Raw genomic sequence first — 21,969 nt, 5'->3', positions numbered from 1 at the left:
TTGTTCAAACCGCCTATTCCAGCGCGACCGTCTTGATCACCGCATGAACCGGCAGTCCGGGCTCGAGACCAAGGCGCTCGACCGAAAGCGCGGTGATGCGGGCGCGGACATGATCGCCGCCGCAGGCGATGCGCAGGCTTGCCATGCCCTCCCCGTCCGGCTCGATCGCTTCCAGCGTGCCTTCAAGGATGTTCAGCGCGCTCAAGCCTTCCGGGCGGGCCGTTGCCACCATGACATCGCGGGCGGGAATGCGAAGCCGCACCGTCTCGCCGGGCGAGGCCTTCGCGCCGGGCACCAGCAGTGCGGCACCGCCTTCGAGGCGGATGGTGGCGAGGCCATGGGCCGCGTCGTTTGCCTCGACGCGGCCGGTCAGGACGCTGCCGGCTTCGCGGCGCTCCATGGCGGAGGCAAGGCGCGGACCGCCCAACACATCGGATGCCGGCCCGATGGCCTCGATGCGTCCAGCGGCCATCAGCACCACCGTGTCAGCAAGGCGGGCAACCTCGGCGACGGAATGGCTGACATAGACGATGGGAATGCCGACCTCGTCCCGCAGACGCTCCAGATAAGGCAGGATTTCCGCCTTGCGCTCGTCATCGAGGGCCGCCAGCGGCTCGTCCATCAGCAGAAGACGCGGAGACGACAGGAGCGCACGCCCGATGGCGACGCGCTGTTTTTCACCGCCCGAGAGATGAGCGGTCTGGCGGTCGAGCAGGCTTCCGATGCCGAGCAGATCGATGATGCGACCAGGGTTTTCCGCCCGTGCACCTTTCGGCGCGAACCAGCGGCCGTAATCGAGGTTCCGGCGCACCGTGAGATGCGGAAAAAGGCGGGCCTCCTGGAAGACATAGCCGAAACGGCGACAATGCGGCGGCACGAAGCGGCGGGCAGCGGTATCGACCAGCACGTCGCCGTCGAGCTGGACACGGCCGTCCGCGGGGCGCGTCAGGCCGGCGATGATGCGGATGAGCGAGGTCTTGCCCGAGCCGGACCGGCCGAACAATGCCGTCACGCCGCCATCGGAGGAAAAGGCGGCCTCCAGCGAAAAAGCGCCGAGGCGGTGGCGGATATCGACGACGAGGCTCATTCGAGATGCACCTTGCGGCCAATGCGCTGGGCGAGGATTTCCGACGCGAGCAGCGCGACCATGGAAATGGCGATAGCGACCAGCGTGAGGCGCATGGCGCCCTGATCGCCCCCCGGCACCTGTGTGAAGGTGTAGATGGCAGCCGACAATGTCTGCGTTTCGCCGGGTATGTTGGAGACGAAGGTGATGGTGGCACCAAACTCGCCCATTGCCTTGGCGAAGGCGAGGATCAAGCCGGCCAGCACGCCAGGCAGGATGAGCGGCAGCGTGACGGTGAGGAAAACCCAGGGCGGACTTGCCCCGAGTGTTCCGGCGGCCTCCTCCAGCTTGCGGTCGACCGCCTCGATGGAGAGCCGGATGGAACGCACCATCAGCGGAAAGCCCATGACACCGCAGGCCAGCGCCGCGCCCGTCCAGCGGAAGGACAGGACGATGCCGAACCAATCATCGAGAAAGGAGCCGACCGGGCCGCGCCGGCCGAACAGGATGAGCAGAATGAAGCCCGTCACGACCGGCGGCAGGATGAGCGGCAGGTGCACGATGCCGTTCAGCAGCGACTTGCCCCAGAAGCGGCCGCGTGCCAGCGCCAGCGCGACGAGAATGCCGAGCGGCAGGCTGACGAGCACCGCCACCGACGAAACCCAAAGGCTCAGCCGGATCGCGGTCCATTCCTCGGCGCTCAGCGCTAGCCAGTCCACGATACCGCTCCCGGCTCGTGGGTATCTTCGGAGGCGGTGCGAGGGGGGTGCCACGAGGTCATACGATCGCCAATCGCAAAATGAAATAGAAACGGCCCCGACCGTACATCGCAGGGCTATCGTGAAACTCGCGCTATTTCAGGACGGTAAAACCCTGCCCGGTAAAGAATGGCGCGGCCTTTTCGGATTTCAGGAAGTCGAGATAGGCGGCCGCCGCCGGGCTGCGGGATTCCGCGAGGATGGCGACTGGGTAGATGATCGGCGGGTGGCTGTCTTCCGGGAAGGTGCCGACGATGGCAACGCCCGGATCGGCGGCGGCATCCGTTTCATAGACGATGCCATAAGGCGCCTCGCCGCGTGATACCAGCGCGAGCGCGGCGCGCACGCTTTCGGCGCCGGCGACCTTGCTTTCGACGGACGGCCAGACGCCGAGCTTTTCCAGCGCGGCCTTGCCGTATTTGCCGGCCGGGACACTGTCGACGGCGCCCATGGCGAGCTTTCCGTCACCCACGAGGCCGGCCAAATCGAAACCTTCCTTGATGTCGACCGCTTTGGCCGCATCCTTCGGCGCCACGAGTACGATGCGATTGCCGAGCAGGTTGGAGCGGGTTTCGTCCTTGATCAGCTTCTTCTCGGCCACATAGTCCATCCAGGCGAGATCAGCCGAGATGAAGAGATCGGCGGGAGCCGCCGCTTCGATCTGCTTGGCGAGTGCCGAACTCGCGGCATAGGAGACGGTCGTCTCATTGCCCGTTTCGGCCTGCCAGGCGGCATTCGCCGCATCCAGCGCATTCTTGAGGCTGGCGGCTGCGAAGACCGTGACCTTCTCGGCGGCAATGGCCGGCAAGGCCAGCGGCAAAGCGGCAAAGGCGGCGAAGACGAGTTTCAGAAGCAGACGACGGTTCATTCCTGTTCTCCCATTTCCGCCTTCCGGCAGCGTGATATCCTCGTGAATATATCGCTGCCCGCCATTTTGCCAGCGTTATATTTTCGAGAACACAATGATGCCGATAACGCATGCAATGCAGATTGCCTGCAAACGAAAGCATCGGGAAAACGTGGCGACAAGGAAGGGCGCGGCGTTGCCGGGGTCCAGAAATGGAAAAGCCTGCCGCGGGAGGAGGTGCGGCAGGCTTTCCGATAGAACCGAATGACGACTGGGAGGAGGAGTGTCGCCATTCCCGCAGTCGGCCTTGGGAGGAGGAGTAGGCCTTCTGCAAACATCGAAGCTTCGTGGGAGGAGGTACGTTGCTTCGATAGGTATGACTATATCCGATTCCTGATGATTTCATAGGCATCGTTTTGCAAAGCAGCCATGCGTTATGCGCGTAGCGAATGCCTGAAGATATCCTGCCGGCCCTGCCCTCGCCGGCGTCCTTCGCAATGCAAAAACGCCCGCTCAAGAGCGGGCGCTTCCAAATTCCTGCCGTCGTGCGGCCAGTCGGTCAGAAGCCGACGGCGTTGCGGGCGACCTGGCGGATATCCGAGCGTGCGATACCGAGATCGTTGAGTTCCCGCTCGGTCATGCGGCCGAGTTCGGTGACGGTCTGACGATATTTGCGCCAATTGCTGAAGGAACGTGCCATGTTCATGATGATCCCCTTTCCTGAGGCTCTCCGTTCGGCACCGATCCGTGGCGCCGCGTCTTTCGATGACTGTGTTGTACCGCAATGCTGCACTGCGGTACAGCGCAAAGCCCGCACGTCACCCATGCAACAAACGCATGGGTTCGGACAGGTCAGTTGCCGCCAGTCAGCAGAACCCAGCCGATTCCGGCGAGTGCGGACAGGCCCAGCGTCACCGGCACGGTGCTTTTCAGCTTGAAGAGCGCAAAGGCCGCCGCCGCGGCCAGCAGGGCCGACGGCAGGATCAGCGTCGAAAGCACCGGGAGCTCGATATGCAGCGGCCCGGCCGAGAGTACGGTTACCGTCCGGAACAGGGTATGCACCGCAAGCCAGACGGCCAGGTTCAGGATGACCCCGACCACGGCGGCGGTGATGGCGGACATCGCGCCCGACAGCGCCGCGTTGCCGCGCAGCCTCTCGATGAAGGGGGCACCCAGGAAAATCCAGAGAAAACAGGGCGTGAAGGTCACCCAGGTCGTGAGGATCGCGCCCGACGTCGCCGCCACCATCGGGTTCAGGCCGCCGGGATCACGATAGGCGCCGAGGAAGCCGACGAATTGCAGCACCATGATGAGCGGTCCCGGCGTCGTTTCCGCCATGCCGAGCCCGTCCAGCATTTCGCCGGGCCGTAGCCAGCCATAGTGCTGCACCGCCTCCTGCGCGACATAGGCAAGCGCGGCATAGGCGCCCCCGAAGGTGACGACCGCCATCTTGCTGAAGAAGATGCCGATATGGGTGAAAACGCTGTCGCCGCCTGCAAAGAACCAGATCAGCGCGATGGGGCCGAGCCAGAGACAGAGCAGCACGCCCGAGATCTTCAGCGACCAGCGCAAATCCGGCCGGGCATGGGCAGGTGTCGCCTCCCCCAAAAGCGAATCGCGGTCCTGCAGCACCGCGCCGCGGGTGGCGGCATGGCCGGCGCTTACGCGGAAAAGCCGCATCCCGGACTTCGATCCGAGATAGCCGATCAGGGCCGCGGCGGCGACGATGAGCGGAAACGGCACCTTGAAGGCAAAGATGGCGATGAAGGCCGTGCCGGCAATGGCGATCATCGCGGGATTGGCCAGGGCACGGCTGCCGATGCGGAAAACGGCCTGCACGACCACGGCGAGCACCGCCGCCTTGAGGCCGAAGAATAGCCCCTCCACCACACGCGCATCGCCGAAGACGATATAGACGTAGCTCAGCGCCAGAATGGCGAGAAAACCGGGCAGGATGAACAGCAGGCCTGCGATCAGTCCGCCCAGCGTGCGGTGCATCAGCCAGCCGATATAGACGGCAAGCTGCTGCGCCTCCGGGCCGGGCAGCAGCATGCAGTAGTTCAGCGCGTGCAGGAAGCGGCTCTCGCCGATCCAGCGCTTCTCCTCCACGATGATACGATGCATGACCGCGATCTGCCCGGCCGGGCCGCCGAAGCTCAGCGCCGCCACCCGCGCCCACACGCCCACCGCTTCGCCGATGGAGACACCGTGCGCGTGGTCGTTGGGCGGAGCATCCGCCCGGACCGCCGTATCGCCTGCCAATGTCTCGCCTCCCTGGTCTCTGCGCCCCCCGGCGCTTTAGCCTGCCGATATATAGCAAATGTGACATGCCGTTCATCGGCATGGCTTTCCAAAGAAGCGCAGACCCGGGCAAAACCTGACCAGCGCCCGACATCATGAATTGCGTTGCGCCGGCGGCATGATCGGCTAGGGTCGTGCTGCCATTCCCGCGACTGTCGGAACTGGTCGCGGAGCCGTCGCAGACAGGCTGCAATGGCGCAGAACGAGGCCCTAAAGTCGGCCTCAAATTTCTCATCGGGGTCCAGCACATGGCAGAATTTCCGCAAAAGGCGAAGGTCGTCATCATCGGTTTGGGTGGCATCGTGGGCGCGTCGATCGCCCACCATCTCATCGAGCGCGGATGGGACGATATCGTGGGCATCGACAAGTCGGGCATCCCGACCGACATCGGTTCGACGGCACATGCCTCGGACTTCTGCTACACGACGAGCCATGACTATCTCTCGGTCTGGACGACGCAGTATTCCATCGATTTCTTCGAGAAGATGGGCCATTACGCCCGCATCGGCGGCCTCGAGGTCGCACGCACCGGCGACGACACCTGGATGGAGGAAATCAAGCGCAAGCTGTCCTCCGCCAAGGCGTTCGGCACGCGCGCGCACTACGTGTCGCCCGCCGAGATCAAGGAAAAGTTCCCGCTGATCGAGGAGGACCAGGTGCAGGGCGGCCTGTTCGACCCGGATGCCGGCCTCGTCATCCCGCGTTCGCAGACCGTCGCCGGCAAGCTGGTCGATGCTGCCGAGAAGACCGGCAAGCTGCAGGCCTTCGCCAACACACCGGCAAAGTCGCTCATCGTCGAGGGTGGACGTATCAAGGGCGTCGTCACCCATCGCGGCACCATCATGGCAGACCATGTCATCGTCTGCGCCGGCATCTGGGGCCGCCTGATCGCCGAAATGGTCGGTGAGGACCTGCCCGTCATGCCGGTCGACCATCCGCTGACCTTCTTCGGCCCGTACAACGAATTCGAAGGCACCGGCAAGGAAATCGGCTATCCGCTGCTGCGCGACCAGGGCAACTCGGCCTATATGCGCGATACCGGCGACCCGAAGACCACCGAAGGCGGCCAGATCGAGTGGGGCTACTACGAGACCACCAATCCGCGGCTGTGCCATCCGCGCGACATCCTCGAGAAGAACGAAGCCCGCCTATCGCCCTCGCAGCGCGATCTCGATATGGAGCAGATCCTCGAGCCGCTCGAAAAGGCAATGGAGCTGACGCCGATCCTCGGTGAACTCGGCTACAATGAAAGCCATTCCTTCAACGGCCTCCTCCAGGTCTCGGCCGCCGGCGGACCGTCCTGCGGCGAAAGCCAGAAGGTGCGCGGTCTCTGGTACTGCGTCGCCATCTGGGTCAAGGACGGCCCCGGCTACGGCAAGCTGATCGCCGACTGGATGACGGACGGACGCACCGAGATCGACCACAACTCGATCGACTATTCGCGCTTCTACCCGCACCAGCTGGAAGAGAAGTTCATCGAGGGCCGCACGTTCGAAGCGGCGCAGAAGATCTACTTCCCCGCCGTGCACAACCGCGAACCCTATGCCTCGGGGCGCGGCGTCAAGCGCTCGCCCTTCTACGAGCGCGAAGTCGAGCTCGGCGGCTACTTCATGGAACTCGGCGGCTGGGAGCGTGCGCATGGCTACAAGGCCAACGAGCATCTGCTGGAAAAGTACGGCGACCGCGTTCCAGTGCGTGAGAACGAGTGGGACAGCCGCCATTTCTGGCGTGTTTCCAATGCCGAGCACCTGGCGCTCAGCGAGGATTGCGGCATCATCAACCTCTCGCATTTCCACATGGTGGATATCGAGGGCCCCGATCATGTCGAGCTTCTCGAATGGCTCTGCGCCGCCAAGATCGGCGGTGACGGCAATATCGGCAAGGGCATCTACACCCACTTCCTCGACGACGAGGGCATGGTGCGCGCCGACTTCACGGTCTTCCGCATGGCCGACCGCTGCCGCCTCGTCAACGGCGCCGACGCCGGCCCGCGCGACTTCCACTATATGAAGCGCGTCGCCGAAGATCGCGGCCTTGACGTCACGATCACCGATACCTCGGAAAAGTACATCACCATCGGCATCTGGGGCCCGAACGCCCGCGAAAACCTCAAGAAGGTCGTCGCGGATCCGGCCGGCCTCGATATCGAGAACTTCCCGTTCGCGGCCATCAAGCCGATCGAGATCGCCGGCAAGCAGGTCACCGCCTTCCGCATCTCCTATGTCGGCGAGCAGGGCTGGGAACTGCACATGAAGTACGAGGACGGCCTGGCCGTGTGGGATGCGCTGCGCTCCACCGGCGCCATGGCCGTCGGCGTCGAGACCTATGCCAACTCGCGCCGCATGGAAAAGAGCCTGCGCCTGCAGAACGCCGACCTGCTCACCCAGTACAACCTGATCGAGGCCGACCTGGCGCGCCCGAAGGTCAAGGAAGCGGATTTCCGCGGCAAGGCGAAGCATCTGGAATACAAGGCCAGGCCCCACCAGCCCGCCATGCTCTGCACGCTGGTCATGACGGAGAATACGGACAAAAACGGTGTGAAGCGCTATCCGCTCGGCAACCTGCCGGTCATGGACCCGGAAACCGGCGAAGTGCTGATCGACGAGCTCGGCCGCCGCTCCTACACGACGTCGATCGCCTTCGGCCCGACCATCGGCAAGAACATCGCGCTGGCTTACCTGCCGCATGCCTATTGCCAGGAAGGCCGCAAGCTCAACATCTCCTATTTCGACGAGATCTACCCCGTCGAGGTGGTCAGCATCGGCTACAAGCCGCTCTACGACCCCGAAAACCTGAAGCCGCGCACCTAAGCGGCTTCGCAGACAGCAAAAGGGCGTGCCGGCAGTTGCTGGCACGCCCTTTTTTATTGCTCAGGCAAATCTCAGTAGACCGGCGTGGCCTCGTCATAGACGGGCATCGGCTGATCGACCGCCGCCATGGCAGGGGCTGCGGCACCGAGCACGACGATCGGCGTGCCGCTCTGCACGCGGTTGTAGAGGTCGACCACGTCCTGGTTGATCATGCGCACGCAGCCCGACGACACGGACTTGCCGATCGTCCACCATTCCGGCGAGCCATGGATGCGGTAGAGCGTATCCTGCTTGTCGCGGAAAATGTAGAGCGCACGGGCGCCGAGCGGGTTCTTGAGGCCCGGCTCCATGCCGCCGTTTCGCGAACTGTAGGGTTCCAGCTCGGGCTGGCGGGCGATCATCTCGTCCGGCGGCGTCCAGCGGGGCCATTCGCGCTTGTACTGGATGACGCCGCGGCCCGCCCATTCGAAGCCGGCGCGGCCGAGGCCCACACCATAGCGCATGGCCTGCCCGTTCTCATAGGTCAGGTAGAGGAAGTGGTTCGCCGTATCGACGACGATGACGCCGGGGCGCTCGCCGGTCGGGTTCGGCACCATCTGGCGGTAGAAGCGCGGATCGATCTTCTGGTAGGGAATGGCGGGCAGCGGGAACTGCTCGTCATCCTTGGGGCCGTACATGGCCGCATAGATGCTGTTGTCGACGACAGGCTCGGGCCTGACTTCGACCCGTTCCCGGGCCGTGGTGCAGCCGGCCAGGACCGTCGTCGCCAGTCCGGCACTGCCCAGGAGGAAAGTCCGGCGGGTTACGCTTTCAAATGTCAACGAACGCCCTCACACCTTACTTGTCATAGGGATCGGCAAGCGCGGCGTCTGGCCGGCTCACCGGATACTTGGTGCGAGAGATGCGTGATGCCATGCCCTTCGCGCCCTGCTGCTTCAAAAGCGAGCGGAAGCTGGGATGCATGCCGCCGTCCACATAGGCGAAGCTCGAAACCGGTGTGGCAGCGGCGAAAGCCGCATCCAGCTTCTTTTGTTCCGCGCCGATCTTCGCGATCACATCATTTTGTACACCGTCGACGGTCGCCGGGCATTGGGCGAGCGGATCGCTCGGCTCGCCGTTCACGAATTCGCGGTTGAAGACATAGCGCCCGCCGCACACCGAAACCTTCGGCTGCTGGCGCGTGAAGGCGAAGGCGTCGTAGCCTTCCTTGAGCGTGCGCCAGAACGGCATGTTCGGGTCGCCGCGATGCTTGGCCATGTTCTCCGTCGTCATGCGGAAGGGGAAGGCCTGCACCTGGAAACGCTGCTGGCCGCCTTCGAGCGCCTTCTGCACGATGGCGTAGATTTCGCCGACGCCCTGGTCCGTCATGGCATAGCAGCCCGACGACGAGCAGGCGCCATGCACCATCAGCGCCTCGCCGGTATAGCCGAGCGCCGATTCGAGACGGTTCGGATAGCCGAGATTGAACGACACGTAATATTGCGAGTTCGGGTTCAGCATGCCGGCGGAGACATGGTAGAAGCCTTCGGGTGCCTGGCGGTCGCCGCTCTTCGTCTTGGGGCCGAGCTTTCCGGACCAGCGACACATCGGATAGGTCTTGAACAGGGCATATTTGCCGCTGGCATCGACCTTCCAGACCTCCAGCTCGCTCTCCTGCTTGAAGATGCGCACGAGGACCGGGCTTTCCGGCCGCATCTTCTTCTTCGACATTTCCGCCTTCACCTTGTTGGAAAGCTTGGGCGCTTCCGCAAGCGAGGCGACGTCCATGGCCATGCAGCCGGCAAGCAGGCCACCGGCAACCGTAGCGGCGGCGAGGCGCGCGAGCAGGGAAAGGCGCGGGCGGGCGGATTTGGTATCGGAGCGTTGGCGAAGCACAAACATCGGTCTGTTTCGGTTGTTGGAAGTTCGGCGCGCCGCAATCGCGCGGCGCCCGTCTCGTCTAGAGTCCAAGCGATTGCTTAGAACTTCGTTAATCTTGTTTCTTTTGCGGCTTCATGCCGCGGTCGGCGACACGGAGCCGACCAGGATCGGCCGGAGCTTAAACCCTCTTGCCACCAGAGCTTCAACCCCAGATTTGCGGCATTCTTTCGTCCAACGATCACGGCACGTACAAAAAAATGTCAGAACCTTGCCGCGCGCTGTCCGCACGATGGGAAGAGCCGGAAAACTTGATTTTCATGACCTCCACGTCCATCTGTGGGCGAGTGCATGCGACGAGGCGAAACGATGCTGACCATCGGCGATCTTTCCAGGGCAACGGGCGTCAAGGTTCCCACGATCCGCTACTATGAGCAGATGGGGCTGATCGCACCGGCCGAACGTTCCGAAGGCAACCAGCGGCGTTACTCCAGCGACGAACGCGACCGGCTCGCCTTCATTCGCCATGCGCGCGATCTCGGGCTCACCCTCGATGCCATCCGTGAACTGATCGATCTCAGCCAGCATCCCGAGCGCCCTTGCCACGATGCCGACCGCATCGCCGCCGAACAGCTTTCTGCCGTTCGCCGCAAGATCGCCCGGCTCCAGAAGCTGGAAGCCGAGCTGGTGCGCATCACCAGCCATTGCCATTCCGACCAGGTGCGCGACTGCTATGTCATCCGCGCGCTCGCCAATCACGAACTCTGCCACGACGAGCACGGCTAAATCTGGGCCAGCAGCTTCAGTTTCTGGAGCTGGACCGCACGCGGCTCGTGCATGTCGAGCATGCCCTGCAAACGCCCGTCCGCGCGGATGAGGAAGAGCCCGGCGGTGTGCTCCATCGTGTAGCTGTCGGACGCTGTCTCCACCTTCCTGTATGTGGCCGAGAAGGCATCCGCAGCCTGCCTGGTCTGAGCCGCATCGCCCCGCAACGCCACGATGCGGGGATCGAAGGACGTCATGTAGAGCTTGAGCAGTTCCGCCGTGTCGCGTTCGGGATCAATCGAGACGAAGAGCGGCGTGATGCGATCCGCCACCGGACCGATCTCCTTCAGGAGACCGCTCAACTCGAAAAGCGCGGTCGGGCAGACATCCGGGCAATGGGTGAAGCCGAAGAAGACGAGATAGGGCCTGCCGGCGAGATCAGCGGACCCGAACGGCTTGCCGTCGACGGTTTCGAGCCGGAAGACCCGTTGCCTGGGCGTCTCCTCCGCCGGCATCTGAGCGGCGACCGTCGCTCCGACGATCGGGGCCAGCACGCAGAGGCCGAGGATTGTCCTGCGCCGCGTCACTTGATCGGCCTGAGGAGACGCAGTGCGTTCAACGTGACCAGCACGGTGGCGCCGGTATCGGCGAGGATTGCGGGCCACAGACCGGTGACGCCGATAATGGTCGTGACGAGGAAGACACCCTTGAGGCCGAGCGAGAGCACGATGTTCTCGACAATGTTGCGCATGGTGCGCTTCGAGAGGTCCGTCATCAGCGCCACGTCGGCCACCCGGCCGTGCAGGATGGCGGCATCGGCGGTTTCCAGCGCCACGTCCGTTCCCCCGCCCATGGCGATGCCGACATCGGCGGCGGCGAGCGCCGGGGCGTCGTTGATGCCGTCGCCGATCTTGCCGACGACGAAGCCTTCCCGCTGCAGCTCGCCGACGATGCGCTGCTTGTCCTCCGGCATCAGTTCGGCGCGTACCGCGATACCGAGCTGGGTGCCGACGGCCTTGGCGGTGCGGGCGTTGTCACCCGTCAGCATGACGGTCTTGATGCCGAGGTCCTTCAGGGCTTTCAAGCCGGCGGCGGCGTCCGCGCGCGGTTCATCGCGCATGGCGATGGCACCGGCCAGCACGCCATCGACGATCAGCATGGACACGGTCTTGCCGTCATCGTTGAGCGCCACGGTCGCAGCCTGCACCTCTTCGGACAACGCGACGCGCTCTGCCGCGGCCTTCGGCGAACCAAGGAAGACGTCCCTGCCCTCGACGGTGGCGGCGACGCCCTTGCCGCCCAGCGCGCGCGAACCGGTGGCGACCGTGGGAACGACACCGTCCTCGGCGGCCTTGGCGAGAATGGCGAGCGCCAGCGGATGGCTGGAGCCTGCCTCCAGCGCTGCGGCGAGGCGCAGCACCTCTTCGGCCGGAGACGAGAAGGCGACGACATCGGTGACGACGGGTTTTCCCTCGGTGAGCGTGCCGGTCTTGTCAAAGGCGATGGCGGTGAGCTTGCCCAGACCTTCCAGCACGGCGCCGCCCTTCATGAGCAGGCCGCGGCGGGCTCCGGCCGACAGGGCCGCGGCGATGGCCGCCGGCGTGGAGATGACGAGCGCGCAGGGGCAGCCGATCAGCAGCACCGCGAGGCCCTTGTAGACCCATTCGCTCCAGACGCCGCCGAAGGCGAGCGGCGGGATGATCGCGACGAGCGCAGCGACCACGACGACGCCGGGCGTGTAATATTTCGAGAAGCGATCGATGAAGCGCTCGGTCGGCGCCTTGGATTCCTGGGCTTCCTCGACCAGCTTGATGACGCGGGCAATCGTGTTGTCGGCGGCTGCCGCCGTGACCCGGATGCGCAATGCCGCGTCGCCGTTCACCGTGCCGGCAAAGACCGTGTCGCCGGTCTCCTTGCGGACGGGCGTGCTTTCACCCGTCACCGGCGCCTCGTCGATGGCGCTCTCGCCTTCGATGATCGTGCCGTCGGCGGAAATCCGGTCGCCCGGGCGCACGAGGATGACCGCGCCGACGGGAAGCGCCTCGGCCGGCACCTCCTTGGTGCGGCCGTCCTCCTCCAGCAGCGCCGTCTTCGGCACGAGGGTCGAAAGCGAGCGGATGCTGTCGCGCGCCTTGCCGGCAGCCACGCCTTCCAGAAGCTCGCCGACGAGGAAGAGGAAGACGACCATCGCGGCCTCTTCCGTCGCATTGATGATGACGGCGCCGACGGCCGCGATGGTCATCAGCATTTCGATGGAGAAGGGCGTGCCGGCAAGCGCCGCCATGATGGCGCGCCGCCCGATCGGCACGAGGCCGACGATCATGGCGATGAGAAAGGCATAGGATGCAATGGCGGGAAACAGGTGGCCGACGCCATAGGCGATCACGAGCGCGGCGCCGGCAAGAATGGTCAGCCGGCCCTTCTTGCCCTTCCACCAGGGGCCTTCCGAGGGGCCGTGATCGTGGCCGTGCAGGCCTTCGATGGCGGCGGCCTTTGCTCCCTGGTCGTGGCCATGCGAATGGTCATGGTCGTGCGCATGCGCATGACCGCAGTCCGGATGTGCGTGTTCCGATGCGGGATTGCCTCCCGCAAGGGCAGCACCCGGCGTCACGACATAGCCGAGGCCCGACACTTTCCTGCGGACTGCCTCAAGATCGCTCGCCGGATCGTGCTGCACACGCATCGTACCGGCGGTGACGGAAACCGAGACGTCGGACACGCCGGGCATGCGGCGCACCGCCGTATCGATCTTGCTGGCGCAGGACGCGCAATCCATGCCCTCGACCCGGAAACGCGTCTCTTTCACATCGGACATCATACAATCCTCTTCATTATCGTGAGGATGGTCTACGACCTCTAGCGACTAGAGGTGCAAGAGCGAAATCGAAAAAAATCGCAGCGGAAGCCACATTGATATTTCCGGCCGCCTCGTGTTAGAGAGCGCCACTTGTTGCAGGTTTCATCTGCTGGTTGGGGAGGACGCCATGTCTTGGCACGCCCTCTTCCAATCGGGGATGGGCTCGGATGCCCCCCGAACGGAAGAACGCTTTTCGATCAGTGCCCATGGGGCACGGTCTGGCTTTTATGCCGTTACGCCGGCCGCATCGTTGCGCCCGGTGAAGACGCCGCGCCTGCCCAATCTCTTTCTCGCCAGGTATCGCGACCGGGGCAACAGCGCCAAGGCGCTGTCACATCGCCGTGTCCGCACGACGATACCGTAACAGCGGCTTTTCCCTTTCCTGAGCCACGCGAAGCGGACGGTTTGCGCCTCCTCATCGCGTTTTCGTCGCATTGCCGGTTTGCGCCGGCGGCCATCCACCGCACAAGACAGGTCCCGCATGTCCCTTACGACGCCGTATTATCTGATCGACAAGTCGAAGCTTCTCGCCAACATGGAAAAGATCGCGCAGCTGCGCGAGCTGTCCGGGGCGAAGGCGCTGCTGGCGCTGAAGTGCTTCGCCACCTGGTCGGTCTTCGATTTCATGCGCGACTACATGGACGGCACGACCTCCTCGTCGCTCAACGAAGTGCGCCTGGGGCACGAGCGGTTCGGCAAGGAAACCCACGCCTACTCCGTCGCCTATGCCGATTACGAGATCGACGAGGTGATCAGCCACGCCGACAAGATCATCTTCAACTCGATCGGCCAGCTCGACCGGTTCTCCGACAAGGCGGCCGGCATCGTGCGGGGCCTGCGTCTCAATCCCGGCATCTCCTCGTCGAGCTTCGACCTTGCCGATCCTGCCCGCCCCTTCTCGCGCCTCGGCGAATGGGATGTGAAAAAGGTCGAGCCGGTGATGGACCGCGTCTCGGGCTTCATGATCCACAACAACTGCGAGAACGGCGACTTCGACCTCTTCGATCGCATGCTGGGTACGATCGAGGAGACGTTCGCGCCGCTGTTGAAGAAGGCCGAATGGGTGAGCCTCGGCGGCGGTATCCACTTCACGGGCGAGAACTATCCGCTGGAACGATTCGCGGAGCGGCTGAAGCGCTTTGCCGGTGAATACGGCGTACAGGTCTATCTCGAGCCGGGCGAAGCCTCGATCACCAAATCGACCTCGCTGGAAGTGACCGTGCTCGACATCCTCAACAACGGCAAGGACCTCGCCATCGTCGACTCGTCGATCGAGGCGCACATGCTCGATCTCCTGATCTACCGCGAGAACGCCAAGATTTCGCCCAACACCGGCCCGCACCGCTACATGGTCTGCGGCAAGTCGTGCCTGGCCGGCGATATCTTCGGCGAATTCAACTTCGAGAACCGCCTGAAGGTCGGCGACCGCATCTCCGTTCAGGATGCGGCCGGCTATACGATGGTCAAGAAGAACTGGTTCAACGGCGTGAAAATGCCGGCGATCGCCATCCGCGAACTGGATGGCAGCATCCGCACCGTCCGCGAATTCGACTACGCGGACTACGAAGCAAGCCTTTCCTAAATCTCCCCCATCAACCCCAGAAGGAGCTATTCCGGGACATGAAGAAAAACGTGCTCATCATCGGCGCCGGCGGCGTTGCACAGGTCGTGGCGCACAAATGCGCCCAGAATAACGACGTGCTCGGCGACATCCACATCGCTTCGCGCACCAAGGCGAAGTGCGACAAGATCATCGCGTCCGTTCATGAGAAGAACGCGATGAAGCAGCCGGGCGTTCTCGAAGGCCATGCCCTCGACGCGCTGGACATCGAGGCCACCAAGGCGCTGATCACGTCCACGAAGTCGCAGATCGTCATCAATGTCGGCACCGCCTTCCTCAACATGTCGGTGCTGCGCGCCTGCATGGATACCGGCGTCGCCTATATCGACACGGCGATCCACGAAGAGCCGGGCAAGATCTGCGAGACGCCGCCGTGGTACGGGAACTACGAGTGGAAGCGTGCGGCCGAATGCGAGGAGAAGGGCATCACCGCCATCCTCGGCGCCGGCTTCGACCCGGGCGTCGTCAACGCCTATGCCAAGCTCGCCAAGGACGAATATCTCGACAAGGTGACGGATGTCGACATCGTCGACATTAACGCCGGCAGCCACGGCAAGTACTTCGCCACGAACTTCGACCCGGAAATCAATTTCCGCGAATTCACCGGCGTCGTCTATTCCTGGCAGAACGGCCAGTGGCAGACCAACAAGATGTTCGAAATCGGCAAGGATTACGACCTGCCGGTCGTCGGCACGCGCCGCGCCTATCTCTGCGGCCATGACGAGGTGCACTCGCTCGCCAAGAACATGGATGGCGCCAATGTCCGCTTCTGGATGGGCTTCGGCGATCACTACATCAACGTCTTCACGGTGCTGAAGAACCTCGGCCTGCTCTCCGAACAGCCGGTCAAGACGGCGGAAGGCCTGGAAGTCGTGCCGCTCAAGGTCGTCAAGGCCGTGCTGCCCGATCCGGCGTCGCTCGCGCCCGGCTACGAAGGCAAGACCTGCATCGGCGACTATGTGAAGGGCCTGAAGGACGGCAAGGAAAAGACCGTCTTCATCTACAACGTGGCCGACCACAAGGAAGCCTATGAGGAAGTCGGTTCGCAGGGCATTTCCTACACTGCCGGCGTTCCGCCCGTCGCCGCCGCGATGCTCGTCGCCACCGGCGAGTGGGACGTCAAGAAGATGGCCAATGTGGAAGAACTGCCGCCGAGGCCGTTCATCAACCTCCTGAACCGCATCGGCCTGCCGACGCGCATCCAGGACGAGGACGGCGATCGCGCCGTCAGCTTCTAAGATATGAGAAGGCCGGCGCAAGCCGGCCTTTTTCGTTTCAGGCGATGGTCTCGATCTCGAGTTCCTGCTCGCCCACCGTGACGACATCGCCGACGGCCTTGCCCATCAGCTTGCGCGCGACGGGCGAGACATAGGAGATCGAACCCGCCTTGGGGTCGGCCTCATCCTCGCCGACGATACGGTAGGTCTGCACGCGTCCGTCGTCGCGGCTGAAGGTTACGGTGCTGCCGAAGGCGACGACATCGTTCGCGGTCGGCGCCGGCACGAGCTGGGCCGTGCGCAGCCGCTCCGCGAGATAGCGCAGATCGCGCACGGGACCGGCCGTCTGGCGGCGGCGTTCGTTCACATCCTCAAGCGCACTGGCCGCCTCGAACGCCTCGCGCGCGGCCTGCAGCTGCGCCTCGAGCGCCTTCAGGCCCGTTTCCGTGACGAGGTTCTGATGCGGCGAGATGGGCCGATCCGGCAGCTGGGTTTCCGCTGCTGTTTCCGCACTCTCTTCCTTGACGAAGGCAACGCTCACACCTGAACTCCGTTTGACGACCGACGTCACTATGTAGGGTCGTTCGACTGCTTTGCAAAGCGCTGCATGCGGGGGGATGCAAGGGATTTCAGACGAAGCGGCGGCGGTGGACGCTGTAGGCCGCGAACGCGCTCATCACCGCCAGCGCATACCAGGTCAGCGCATAGACGAGGTGGCTGTTGCGGAAGGTGACGACGGTCAGGCCGCCAACCGGCAGGCCGCCCGGATTGGGCGTTGCATCCGCGTCGATGAAATAGGGCGCGACATTCTCAAGCCCCTTGGCCGCAGCGATGGCGGCCACGTCGCGGGAGAACCAGCGGTCGGCCGCGGGATCGTTGGCGCGCAGGAAACCGCCGCCCGGCTCGCTGATCCGCAGCAGGCCCGTCACCGTGACCGGACCGGCGGCCAGTTCGCTGCCGAGGCGTGCATCCTCGCCGCTGCGGTCGGCGGGAACGAAACCGCGATTGATGAGGATCGTCCGGGCGCCATCGGCCCGAAGCGGCGTCATCACCCAGAAGCCCGCGCCGCGCTCCGTAACGGCCTGGACGAGCACGGTCTTGTCGTGTTCGAAAAGTCCGGTGGCTGTGACATGGCGATATTCGTCCGCGGCGGCATCCACGGGAGCCGCAGGCGCCGTTACCGGCGCGGCATGGACCCGGGCATCCACCCGCGCGATCAGGTCGAGCTTCCAGAAGAGCCGCTGCACCTGCCAGGTGCCGAGCCCTACGAACACCGCCACGAGCAGGACGAGGAACGCCGTGAGAACCTTGCGGGCGCGCGGCGATGGTTGCCCGCCGTCCTGCGGCCTTGGCTGATGCGTCTGCATGCCGGCCCCGCCCGTCAGGGCATGTTCTTCATCATCTCATGGGTCATGGGCATCATGTTCGTGTTGAGGTGATGCATGACCCAGAGCGAACCCGCAATGGCGATGCCGACGATGACGAGCGTGAAGATCAGCGCCATCATCGTCCAGCCGCCCTCGGAACGCGTGTTCATGTGCAGGAAGTAGATCATGTGCACGAAGATCTGCACGACCCCGATACCCATGACGAGAACGGCGGTCAGGAGCTTGCTGTCGAGCACGCCGCCCATGACCAGCCAGAAGGGAATGGCCGTGAGAATGACCGACAGGATGAAGCCCGTCACGTAGCTCTTGAAGGACCCGTGGGCGGCCTCGTGACCGTGGCTGTGGGCGTGATGCACGTCAGACGCGCTTTCGTGATGCGAGCTCATCCGAGGACTCCCAGCAGATAGACGAAGGAGAAGACGCCGATCCAGATGACGTCGAGGAAGTGCCAGAACATCGACAGGCACATCAGCCGGCGGCGGTTTTCCGGGATCAGGCCGCGTTTCGACACCTGCACCATCAGCGTGACCAGCCAGATGAGGCCGAAGGTGACGTGCAGGCCGTGCGTTCCCACCAGCGTGAAGAAGGACGACAGGAAAGCCGAGCGGGTCGGCCCCGCGCCTTCGGCGATGAGATGGTGGAACTCATAGATTTCCACCGCCAGGAAGGCCGCGCCGAAGAGGCCGGTAATGCCGAGCCAGACGAGCGTTTCCATCTTGGCGCCACGCTCCATCTGCAGCATGGCGAAGCCGTAGGTGATGGAGGAGAACAGCAGCAGCGCCGTGTTGATCGCGACGAGGTTGAGATCGAACAGGTCCGCCGGCGACGGACCGGCCGCATAGTTGCGGCCGAGCACGCCGTGCGTGGCAAACAGCACGGCGAAGATGAGGCAGTCGCTCATCAGGTACAGCCAGAAACCCAGATTGGTGCTGTTTTCCGGGTGGTGGTCTTCCGTCAGGTAGAACTGCGGCTTTTCGGTTTCTTGGACTTGGGTCGCGCTCATGGCTCAGGTCCGTTCTGCAAGCAGTTTGGTGCGCGCATCTTCCGTGGCCGTCACGGTCTCGGCGGGGATGAAGAAGTCGCGGTCGTAGTTGAAGGTGTGGGCGATCGACACTGCGATAAGCGCGATGAAGGCAACGGCCGCCAGCCACCAGATGTACCAGATCAGGGCGAAGGCCAGCACGATGCTGATGCCGGAGAGGATGACGCCCGTGCCGGTGTTCTTCGGCATGTGGATCGGCTTGAAGCCTTCGAGCGGACGCTCGTAGCCGCGGTTCTTCATGTCGTACCAGCTGTCGTGATCGTGCACGACCGGCGTGAAGGCGAAGTTGTAGTCCGGCGGCGGCGAGGACGTCGACCATTCCAGCGTACGGCCGTTCCACGGGTCGCCGGTATCACAGCGCAGCTGGTCGCGCTTCAAGTAGCTCACGACGAGCTGGATGATGAAGGAGGCGATGCCGATGGCGATCAGGCCCGCACCGAAGGCGGCGATGATGAACCAGATCTGCAGCGACGGGTCCTCGAACTGGCTGACGCGGCGCGTCACACCCATCAGGCCGAGCACATAGAGCGGCATGAAGGCGAAGAAGAAGCCGATCTGCCAGAACCAGAAGCTCATCTTGCCCCAGAAGGGATCGAGCTTGTAGCCGAAGGCCTTGGGGAACCAGTAGACGACGCCCGCCATCAGGCCGAACAGCACGCCGCCGATGATGACGTTGTGGAAGTGGGCGATCAGGAACAGCGAGTTGTGCAGCACGAAGTCGGCCGGCGGAATCGCGAGCATCACGCCCGTCATGCCGCCGATGACGAAGGTCACCATGAAGCCGATCGTCCATAGCATCGGCACTTCGTAGCGGATGCGCCCGCGATACATGGTGAAGAGCCAGTTGAACATCTTCGCCCCCGTCGGGATCGAAATGATCATGGTGGTGATGCCGAAGAAGGCGTTCACCGACGCGCCCGAGCCCATCGTGAAGAAGTGGTGCAGCCACACGAGATAGGACAGGATCATGATGACGCAGGTGGCGTAGACCATCGAGGCATAGCCGAAGAGACGCTTGCCGCTGAAGGTGGCGACCACCTCGGAAAAGATGCCGAAGGCCGGCAGGACGAGGATGTAGACCTCCGGATGGCCCCAGATCCAGATGAGGTTGATATACATCATCGGGTTGCCGCCGAGATCGTTCGTGAAGAAGTTCGTGTCGACGTAGCGGTCGAGCGACAGCAGCGCGAGCGTGGCGGTGAGAATCGGGAAGGTGGCGACGATGAGGATGTTGGTGCAGAGCGACGTCCAGGTGAAGATCGGCATCTTCATGAAGGTCATGCCGGGCGCGCGCATCTTCACGATGGTCGCGATGAGGTTGATGCCGGACAGCGTGGTGCCCACGCCCGCCACCTGAAGGCCCCATATGTAATAATCGACACCGACGCCCGGACTGTAATCGGCGCCAGACAGCGGCGGATAGGCCAGCCAGCCGGTGCGGGCGAACTCGCCCACGAACAGCGACATCATGATGATGACGGCACCGGCCGTCGTCATCCAGAAGGAGAAGTTGTTGAGGAACGGGAACGAGACGTCGCGCGCGCCGATCTGCAACGGCACGACATAGTTCATGAAGCCGGTGACGAAGGGCATCGCCACGAAGAAGATCATGATCACGCCATGGGCGGTGAAGATCTGGTCGTAGTGGTGCGGGTTGAGGTAGCCCTCGTTGCCATTGAAGGCGATCGCCTGCTGGATGCGCATCATGATGGCGTCGGCAAAGCCGCGCAGCAGCATGATGATGGCGAGGATGATGTACATGATGCCGATCTTCTTGTGATCGACGCTCGTGAACCATTCGTTCCAGAGATAGCCCCAGAGCTTGAACTTCGTGATCAGGCCCAGGATGGCGAGGCCGCCGAGCGCCACGACCGCAAAGGTCACGACAAGGATCGGCTCGTGATAGGGGATCGCTTCCCAGGTAAGCCGGCCGAAGATGAATTGCGTGAGGCTGATGTCACCGAACATGGGGTGGTCCAAACTTTACAGACTGCGGCCCGGGACTGGCAGGCCATGGGTTTCTACACAGGCGCCGGAACCGCGGGAGCCGGTTCCGGCAGGCGCGGGCGCTACTGCGTCGCGCGCGGGCTGTACTTCATGAACTCGGTCGCCGGCAGCTTGCCGTCCACATCCAGCGTCAGGGCCTCGCCGGGCTCGGTGCGGCAGATATCCTGCTCGAGAGAGGCGACCAGCTGTTCGACGGGGATGTCGCTCTTCGGGCGGGCCTCGCTGACGAAGCGGTCGTCGTGGCGCAGGCGCTCCTTGTTGTCGTGGCTGTCCTTGCCGCCGCCGCCCATCATGTCGATGTGCATCATGTCCTTCATGCACATCTGGCCTTCGCGCACGCACATGTTGAGCACGGCCTCGTAGAGCCCGTCATCGACGGTGGCGAAGTAGCGGACGGGTTCCTTCGCGCTCGGCTTTTCGAGCTTCAGGTAAGCGTCGCGGTTGAGCGCGGTTCCGTTCTGCTTGACGCGGGCGACCCAGGCATCGAAGCCCGCCTGGTCGACGCCGTGGAACTTGAAGCGCATGTGCGAGAAGCCGTCGCCGCTGAAATTGGACGAGAGGCCGTCATACTCGCCGGGCTTGTTGATGACGGCGTGCAGCTTCGTCTCCATGCCCGGCATCGTATAGATCATGCCGGCAAGCGCGGGGATGTAGAACGAGTTCATGACCGAGGAGGCCGTGAGCTTGAAGTTGATCGGCACATCGACGGGGGCCGCCATCTCGTTGACGGTGGCGATGCCGTAATCCGGATAGAAGAACAGCCATTTCCAGTCGAGCGCGACGACCTCCACGGTGATCGGCTTCATCTCCTCCGTCACCGGCCGCGCCGCGTCGATGCGATCGAGCGGACGATAGGGATCGAGCTTGTGGGTGCTGACCCAGGTGATGGCGCCCAGCGCGATGATGATGGCGAGCGGCGCCGACCAGATGACCACTTCCAGGCCGGTGGAATGGTGCCATTCCGGATCGTATTTGGCGGCCGTGTTCGACTGACGGTACCGCCAGGCGAAGAACAGCGTGAGGAAAATCACGGGAATGATGATCACCAGCATCAGGATCGTCGAGATGACGATCAGGTCCCTTTGCTGCGCCGCAATATCACCGGATGGAGACATGACGACGAGATCACAACCACTCAAAGTGGCGAGCATAAGGGCAAAAACGGTGAATCGACTGGCTAAACTGAATTGCTTCGGCATTTCGGCCTCAACTTGCGTTCTGTCTAGTCGGCAATAATCGGGCACAAACGGCTTTGGAAGTGAGGTCCATCGTCGCAGCGCAGCATTCTGTCGCAGGAGGGTAGTCAATAAGGGGCTATCTGTCGATGCGCGATTGTACTAGCGCAATAGAAATGCCCTCTGTCAATTCGCAGGCCCGGTGACTCATTTGCAAGGTAGTCCTTGCCATCGGCCAACGATTGATCAACATTCTAA

General features: G+C 63.5%; 19 protein-coding genes. 4 read left to right on the top strand and 15 right to left on the bottom strand.

Going from position 1 to position 21,969, the window contains the following annotated elements; translation table 11 throughout:
- Positions 1-13: 13 nt before the first annotated feature.
- The 5 genes from modC to chrA form a co-directional block, all read right to left on the bottom strand.
- The gene (modC, locus tag GR158_RS07920) at positions 14-1,087 is read right to left on the bottom strand and encodes a molybdenum ABC transporter ATP-binding protein (RefSeq protein ID WP_160870663.1); all 1,074 of its coding nucleotides are present in this window, start codon (positions 1,085-1,087) and stop codon (positions 14-16) included.
- Positions 1,084-1,785: a molybdate ABC transporter permease subunit gene (gene modB, locus GR158_RS07915; protein ID WP_160870662.1), complete on the bottom strand. Its 702-nt coding sequence runs from the start codon at positions 1,783-1,785 to the stop codon at positions 1,084-1,086. Before modB ends, modC begins: the two co-directional genes overlap by 4 nt.
- Positions 1,786-1,918: 133 nt before the next feature.
- A complete protein-coding gene (gene modA / locus GR158_RS07910; RefSeq protein ID WP_160870661.1) occupies positions 1,919-2,692 on the bottom strand; it encodes a molybdate ABC transporter substrate-binding protein in 774 nt (257 codons plus the stop codon).
- Between the two features lie 538 nt (positions 2,693-3,230).
- Entirely contained in the window at positions 3,231-3,377 is a 147-nt protein-coding gene (locus GR158_RS07905) for a DUF1127 domain-containing protein (RefSeq protein WP_134649008.1), read from the bottom strand.
- A gap of 146 nt (positions 3,378-3,523) precedes the next feature.
- A complete protein-coding gene (gene chrA / locus GR158_RS07900; RefSeq protein WP_160870660.1) occupies positions 3,524-4,933 on the bottom strand; it encodes a chromate efflux transporter in 1,410 nt (469 codons plus the stop codon).
- Positions 4,934-5,220: 287 nt separating this feature from the next.
- Between chrA and GR158_RS07895 the strand changes: the two genes are divergently transcribed.
- The gene (locus GR158_RS07895) at positions 5,221-7,782 is read left to right on the top strand and encodes an FAD-dependent oxidoreductase (RefSeq protein WP_160870659.1); all 2,562 of its coding nucleotides are present in this window, start codon (positions 5,221-5,223) and stop codon (positions 7,780-7,782) included.
- A 71-nt stretch (positions 7,783-7,853) separates the two neighbouring features.
- On the opposite strand, the gene GR158_RS07890 is transcribed toward GR158_RS07895, so the two are convergent.
- Complete coding sequence (locus tag GR158_RS07890) at positions 7,854-8,603, bottom strand: L,D-transpeptidase (protein ID WP_134649011.1); 750 nt, start codon at positions 8,601-8,603, stop codon at positions 7,854-7,856.
- Positions 8,604-8,619: 16 nt separating this feature from the next.
- On the bottom strand, positions 8,620-9,663 hold the full coding sequence (locus GR158_RS07885) for a murein L,D-transpeptidase family protein (RefSeq protein WP_202402198.1): 1,044 nt from the start codon (positions 9,661-9,663) through the stop codon (positions 8,620-8,622).
- Positions 9,664-10,008: 345 nt separating this feature from the next.
- On the opposite strand from GR158_RS07885, the gene GR158_RS07880 reads away from it, so the two are divergent.
- Positions 10,009-10,425 carry a helix-turn-helix domain-containing protein gene (locus tag GR158_RS07880; protein ID WP_160870946.1) on the top strand — a complete coding sequence of 139 codons (417 nt, stop codon included), beginning with the start codon at positions 10,009-10,011 and terminating at the stop codon, positions 10,423-10,425.
- Here the strand turns inward: GR158_RS07880 and GR158_RS07875 are convergent.
- Both GR158_RS07875 and GR158_RS07870 read right to left on the bottom strand, forming a co-directional pair.
- Positions 10,422-10,991 (bottom strand): SCO family protein, encoded by a 570-nt coding sequence (locus GR158_RS07875; protein ID WP_371731629.1) that lies wholly within the window; start codon positions 10,989-10,991, stop codon positions 10,422-10,424. The genes GR158_RS07880 and GR158_RS07875 overlap by 4 nt on opposite strands.
- Positions 10,988-13,219 (bottom strand): heavy metal translocating P-type ATPase, encoded by a 2,232-nt coding sequence (locus GR158_RS07870; protein WP_160870658.1) that lies wholly within the window; start codon positions 13,217-13,219, stop codon positions 10,988-10,990. Before GR158_RS07870 ends, GR158_RS07875 begins: the two co-directional genes overlap by 4 nt.
- Positions 13,220-13,742: 523 nt before the next feature.
- Here GR158_RS07870 and GR158_RS07865 point away from each other — a divergent pair.
- The gene (locus tag GR158_RS07865; protein ID WP_160870657.1) at positions 13,743-14,843 is read left to right on the top strand and encodes a carboxynorspermidine decarboxylase; all 1,101 of its coding nucleotides are present in this window, start codon (positions 13,743-13,745) and stop codon (positions 14,841-14,843) included.
- A 38-nt stretch (positions 14,844-14,881) separates the two neighbouring features.
- On the top strand, positions 14,882-16,120 hold the full coding sequence (locus GR158_RS07860) for a saccharopine dehydrogenase family protein (protein ID WP_160870656.1): 1,239 nt from the start codon (positions 14,882-14,884) through the stop codon (positions 16,118-16,120).
- A gap of 37 nt (positions 16,121-16,157) precedes the next feature.
- On the opposite strand, the gene greA is transcribed toward GR158_RS07860, so the two are convergent.
- The 6 genes from greA to cyoA all read right to left on the bottom strand — a co-directional run bounded on the left by greA (position 16,158) and on the right by cyoA (position 21,735).
- A complete protein-coding gene (gene greA / locus GR158_RS07855) occupies positions 16,158-16,640 on the bottom strand; it encodes a transcription elongation factor GreA (RefSeq protein WP_160870655.1) in 483 nt (160 codons plus the stop codon).
- Positions 16,641-16,728: 88 nt separating this feature from the next.
- On the bottom strand, positions 16,729-17,466 hold the full coding sequence (locus GR158_RS07850) for an SURF1 family protein (protein ID WP_160870654.1): 738 nt from the start codon (positions 17,464-17,466) through the stop codon (positions 16,729-16,731).
- A gap of 14 nt (positions 17,467-17,480) precedes the next feature.
- Positions 17,481-17,873, bottom strand: coding sequence for a cytochrome o ubiquinol oxidase subunit IV (gene cyoD, locus GR158_RS07845; protein ID WP_134649017.1), 393 nt, complete (start codon positions 17,871-17,873; stop codon positions 17,481-17,483).
- Complete coding sequence (gene cyoC, locus GR158_RS07840; RefSeq protein ID WP_134649018.1) at positions 17,870-18,490, bottom strand: cytochrome o ubiquinol oxidase subunit III; 621 nt, start codon at positions 18,488-18,490, stop codon at positions 17,870-17,872. The genes cyoD and cyoC overlap by 4 nt, the downstream gene beginning before the upstream one ends.
- 3 nt (positions 18,491-18,493) lie before the next feature.
- Positions 18,494-20,497, bottom strand: coding sequence for a cytochrome o ubiquinol oxidase subunit I (gene cyoB / locus GR158_RS07835; RefSeq protein ID WP_160870653.1), 2,004 nt, complete (start codon positions 20,495-20,497; stop codon positions 18,494-18,496).
- A gap of 101 nt (positions 20,498-20,598) precedes the next feature.
- Positions 20,599-21,735 (bottom strand): ubiquinol oxidase subunit II, encoded by a 1,137-nt coding sequence (gene cyoA / locus GR158_RS07830; RefSeq protein WP_371731628.1) that lies wholly within the window; start codon positions 21,733-21,735, stop codon positions 20,599-20,601.
- Between the last annotated feature and the right edge of the window lie 234 nt (positions 21,736-21,969).

It is taken from the genome of Shinella sp. AETb1-6 (genome assembly GCF_009826875.1).
Taxonomy (GTDB): Bacteria; Pseudomonadota; Alphaproteobacteria; order Rhizobiales; family Rhizobiaceae; genus Shinella; species Shinella sumterensis.
The sequence above is the reverse complement of the archived record's forward strand: the minus strand, read 5'-3'. Positions and strand labels throughout refer to the sequence as shown.

Coding starts and splice junctions, on each gene's coding strand:
- modC (WP_160870663.1), bottom strand. CDS start 1,087: ATGAGCCTCGTCGTCGATATCCGCCACCGCCTCGGCGCTTTTTCGCTG.
- modA (WP_160870661.1), bottom strand. CDS start 2,692: ATGAACCGTCGTCTGCTTCTGAAACTCGTCTTCGCCGCCTTTGCCGCT.
- GR158_RS07905 (WP_134649008.1), bottom strand. CDS start 3,377: ATGAACATGGCACGTTCCTTCAGCAATTGGCGCAAATATCGTCAGACC.
- GR158_RS07895 (WP_160870659.1), top strand. CDS start 5,221: ATGGCAGAATTTCCGCAAAAGGCGAAGGTCGTCATCATCGGTTTGGGT.
- GR158_RS07885 (WP_202402198.1), bottom strand. CDS start 9,663: ATGTTTGTGCTTCGCCAACGCTCCGATACCAAATCCGCCCGCCCGCGC.
- GR158_RS07880 (WP_160870946.1), top strand. CDS start 10,009: ATGCTGACCATCGGCGATCTTTCCAGGGCAACGGGCGTCAAGGTTCCC.
- GR158_RS07870 (WP_160870658.1), bottom strand. CDS start 13,219: ATGTCCGATGTGAAAGAGACGCGTTTCCGGGTCGAGGGCATGGATTGC.
- GR158_RS07865 (WP_160870657.1), top strand. CDS start 13,743: ATGTCCCTTACGACGCCGTATTATCTGATCGACAAGTCGAAGCTTCTC.
- GR158_RS07860 (WP_160870656.1), top strand. CDS start 14,882: ATGAAGAAAAACGTGCTCATCATCGGCGCCGGCGGCGTTGCACAGGTC.
- GR158_RS07850 (WP_160870654.1), bottom strand. CDS start 17,466: ATGCAGACGCATCAGCCAAGGCCGCAGGACGGCGGGCAACCATCGCCG.
- cyoD (WP_134649017.1), bottom strand. CDS start 17,873: ATGAGCTCGCATCACGAAAGCGCGTCTGACGTGCATCACGCCCACAGC.
- cyoC (WP_134649018.1), bottom strand. CDS start 18,490: ATGAGCGCGACCCAAGTCCAAGAAACCGAAAAGCCGCAGTTCTACCTG.
- cyoB (WP_160870653.1), bottom strand. CDS start 20,497: ATGTTCGGTGACATCAGCCTCACGCAATTCATCTTCGGCCGGCTTACC.
- cyoA (WP_371731628.1), bottom strand. CDS start 21,735: ATGCCGAAGCAATTCAGTTTAGCCAGTCGATTCACCGTTTTTGCCCTT.